At 70.9% G+C, this 3,948-nt stretch carries 2 protein-coding genes; both read right to left on the reverse strand.

What is annotated here, in order from left to right; genetic code table 11:
- The coding region (gene tssM / locus HUU95_RS10270; RefSeq protein ID WP_254602738.1) for a type VI secretion system membrane subunit TssM at positions 1–2,645 on the reverse strand (2,645 nt) is incomplete at its 3' end.
- Between the two features lie 92 nt (positions 2,646–2,737).
- A partial coding sequence (gene icmH / locus HUU95_RS10275) for a type IVB secretion system protein IcmH/DotU (RefSeq protein WP_254602737.1) occupies positions 2,738–3,948 on the reverse strand: 1,211 nt, incomplete at its 5' end.

The following is a 3,948-nucleotide window of genomic DNA, read 5'->3' on the forward strand; positions in this document are numbered from 1 at the left end:
CCGTTCGCGTCCGCGCCGCCCCCGCCGCCCGTCATCTTGGCGGCGAGCACCGCCTGCCCCGCCGCCCGCAGCGCGCCGACGAACTCGTCGATCGGCGCGGGCGCCTTGCCGTCGCCGACATAGTCGTGGACGGGCTTGAAGTAATTGGTGATCTCGTCCCCCGCCGACAGGCCGGACGCGCGGCCCTCGCTCGCATCGCGGATATAGCTGCCGTAACGGCTCGCGGCGATCTTGCGGCTGAGCGCCCCGTTCATCGCCCCGCCGACGCCGCCCGCGAAGATCGTGTTCTTGCGCAGCTCCAGCAGCACACGCTTCATCGGCGACGGCGCCTTGGTGAACGCGCCGAACGCGGCCTGGTCGTGGAAATAATCCGCCGGCTGCATCGTCTTCACCACCGCCTCCCACGCGGCGATATAATCCTTGGCATAGAGCCCCGCGACGCCGGGACGCACGTTCTGCACTTCCGACTGCACCCCGGCGGAGTTGGCGTCGCCGCCCAGCACCCACAGGTCCTTCTTCAGATCGGCCTGCACCGTCGCCAGCCCCGGCATGTAGGTGTTCTCGAAGCCCTGGCGCGTGAAGAAATACGGCACCTGCCCCGCCATTACCGCGTTGGGACTGGTGAAGGCGAGCGCGTCGCCCTGCGACAGGATGTTGGCGACCTGCCAGGCGGGGCCGGCGGTCGCCGCCTTTTGCCGCATCACCGCATAGGCCCGATCGGCGAGGCTGAGCGTGCCCACCGCCGCGCGCGCGCTGGCGATCTGCGGACCGTTGAGCGGCGCGCGCCGATCGGGCCAGACGCTCGCCATGTCGGTGTCGGCCAGCAGCGCATCGAGATGGCCGGTCAGCTGGTCGCGCTCCGCCTGCGCGTCCGGGCCGGGGATCACCGCCGTCGCCCAGTCGGTGGTGATCCAGGCCCGTACCGCCTTGGCGTCCATCGGCCCCTGTCCGCCGAGCATCAGATATACCTTGAGCGGCTCGTAGATCTTGAGCGGATCGGTCGCGTTCGCCGCCAGATATTGCTCCAGCCGCAGCAGCAGGCGCGGCAGCAGCACGCGGCGCAGGCCGTCGCGATACGCGTTCTCCGCCTCCGCCGACAGGCTCGACTGGAATAGGCCGAGCCGCATGAGCAGCGGCGGCCCGCCCTGCTGGCGCGCGGCATAGCCTTGGGGGAGATCGCGCAGCCTGTTGAGCGCCGGGATCACCGCCTGCAGATCGGCGTCACCGCCGCGCGTCTCCTTCAGGTCCACGCCCGAGTCCTTCAGGCTCTGCGCCGCGTCGGTGCTGCCGGCGAGCAGGTCGTTCTGGAACGAGCGGTTCCTGGCGTAGCTCACGCCCCAGCCCCCGAACACGAGCGCGCAGACCGCCGCGATGCCGACCAGCGCGCCGACCAGCTGCGAGCGCTGCCGCGCGCGCGCCTTGGGATCCATGGTGACGAGCCCGGCCTCCGGGAACATCACCTCCGTCAGCAGCCGGTTGAGGAAATAGGCGCGGCCCGACGATCCCGCCGCGCGCTGCGGCCGGTCGTACACGTCCGCCATGCCCGACATGATCCGGTCCAGCGGCGTTCCTTCCTGCACGCCGGAGGTGAGATAGAAGCCGCGCAGCAGCCCGCCCTGCTCGTCGCCGGACACGAACGCGCCGTCGAGGAAGCGCATCAGGCGCGACCGCAGCGATTGCAGCTGAGCCGGAAAGCCGAGCAACAGCGAGCGGCGCGACGCGTCGACCTCGTCGAACAGGCGCTTGGCCTGACGATCGGCCACCGCCTGCGCCATCTCGTCGAACGAGCGCGCGAGCGCGTCGGCGGTCGGCTTGCCGGCCGCGAACGGCAGCGTCGCGCCCAGCACGGCGCGGCGGCCCTCGACATCCAGATCGTCGTAATATTCGGTGAAGCCGGCGAGCAGATCCGACTTGGTCAGCAGCAGATAGACGGGCGCCGCCACCTCCAGCGTGCGCCGGAGCTCCACCAGCCGGCGGCGCACCGCGCGGGCGTGCCCGTCGATCCCGGCGCAGTCGGCGCGGATCAGCTCATCGACGCCGATCGCGACGATGATGCCGTTGATCGGCTGAAGCGGCCGGTTCTTCTTAAGCAGCGTCAGGAAGCTGGTCCAACCGCGCGAGTCGACCGCGCTGTCCGAATCCTGCGTCGTGTAGCGGCCGGCGGTGTCGACCATCGCCGCCTCGTCGGCGAACCAGAAGTCGAGATTGCGCGTGCCGCCGACGCCCTTGAGCGCCTGGTCGCCGATCGGGAAGCGCAGGCCCGAGTTGAGCAGCGCGGTCGTCTTGCCCGCGCCCGGCGGGCCGATGATCACGTACCAGGGCTTGGCGTAGAGATAGTCGCGTTTCGCGCTGGACGAGGCGCGCAGCGTCGCCAGCGCATCCGTCATGCGCTTGGCGAGCGCGGCCTGTTCGCCGTCGCCCGCGTTGGGGCCCGCCAGCTCGGCGGCGATCGCGGCCGCCGCCCTGCGCGCCTTGCGCACGCGCAGGAACGCGAACAGGCCCCACACCGCCGCGACCAGCAGCACGCCCGTGACCCGCACCCAGATCGGCCGCAGGAACGCGACGAACAGCGGCAGCCCCAGCCCCAGCAGCAGCGCCACGATCAGCGCGACGCCGATCGTGAGCACCCACCAATTGCCGAACATCTTCTTCACGTTGCGGCTCCCCCCTCAGTCCCCCGACTGCGTCCACCTGTCTCGTCCGGCCTGAACGGCGCCGGCCATGACCCGTCCGCCCCTCAGTTCGCGCGCGGCACGATCACCTCGACGCGCCGGTTCCGGCTCTTGCCCGCGGCCGTGTCGTTGGACGCGATCGGCGTGCCGTCGCCCATGCCCTTCGCGGTCACGCGCGATGGATCGGCGAGCGCTGCCCGGATGATCGCCGCTACCCGATCGGCGCGCGCCTGGCTCAGCGCGGTGTTGTCCGGAAAGGCGAGCGACGCGATCTTGTCCGTGTCGGTATGGCCCTCGACCGTCACCGGTCCCTTCTGCGTGTCGATCGCCTTGGCGACCCGCTTGAACAGCGCCTCGCGACCCGGATCGAGCTGGTCGGAGCCAGACCGGAACAGCTGGCCCACCGTGGACCGCACGCGCACGGTGGCGCCGTCCTCGTCGATGGTGAGCAGCTTCTGGTCGATCTCTCCACGCAGGAACGTCGCCAGCGTGCTCGCCTGCGCGCTCGGCCCCGGCGGCGTCACCGTGCCGCCGTCGCGCGACAGCCGCAGCCGCTCCGCCGGCATCGTGCTCGCCAGATGCGCCGACGGCGCTTCGCCCGCGCTCATCAGCAGCAGGCGCAGCACGACATAGACGAGCAGCAGCAGCCCCGCCGCCGCCGCCGCCGCGATCGCGACATAGGTCCACAGCCCCACCTTGCCGAGCGGCGCCTGCTCGCCCTTCCAGCGCGGGCTCATCTCGATCATCGACAGCGAGCGGACATGCTCCAGCGCGCCCTGCAACTTCGCCATCACCTCGTGCAGCCGGCGCCGGCCGTCGGGCATGACGCGGAACCGGCCCTCGAAGCCGGCGGCGAGGCACGCATGGTACAGCTCGATGATGTCGCGATGGTCCGTGGGCGCGCGCAGCATGTCGTCGACCAGCTGCCAGAACCGGTCGCCACCGATATTCTCGCGGAAGAAGCTGACCACCATCGAGCGGCGCGCCCATTCGGCGCCGTCGGCGCCCATCCCCGGCAGGTTCTGCGCGACATCGTCGATCGTCGCGCACACCGCGTATTTCGCGCGCTGGCGAGTTTCTTCCGAATAGTTCGGCGCGATCGCGCGCTCGAATTGCGTGATCGCCTGCGTCGCCTGGCGGTGGAACTGCGGCAACGGCGTGCGGACGCGGCCCGATCGCATCCCGGCGGCGAGCGCCAGCACCGGGCTTGCCTCGGCCAGCATGACGTTGCGCACCTCGCGCGCCGTCGCGGGCAGCGGCACGTCGTCCTCGCCCA

It is taken from the genome of Sphingomonas bacterium (assembly GCF_903643065.1).
Taxonomy (GTDB): Bacteria; Pseudomonadota; Alphaproteobacteria; order Sphingomonadales; family Sphingomonadaceae; genus Sphingomonas.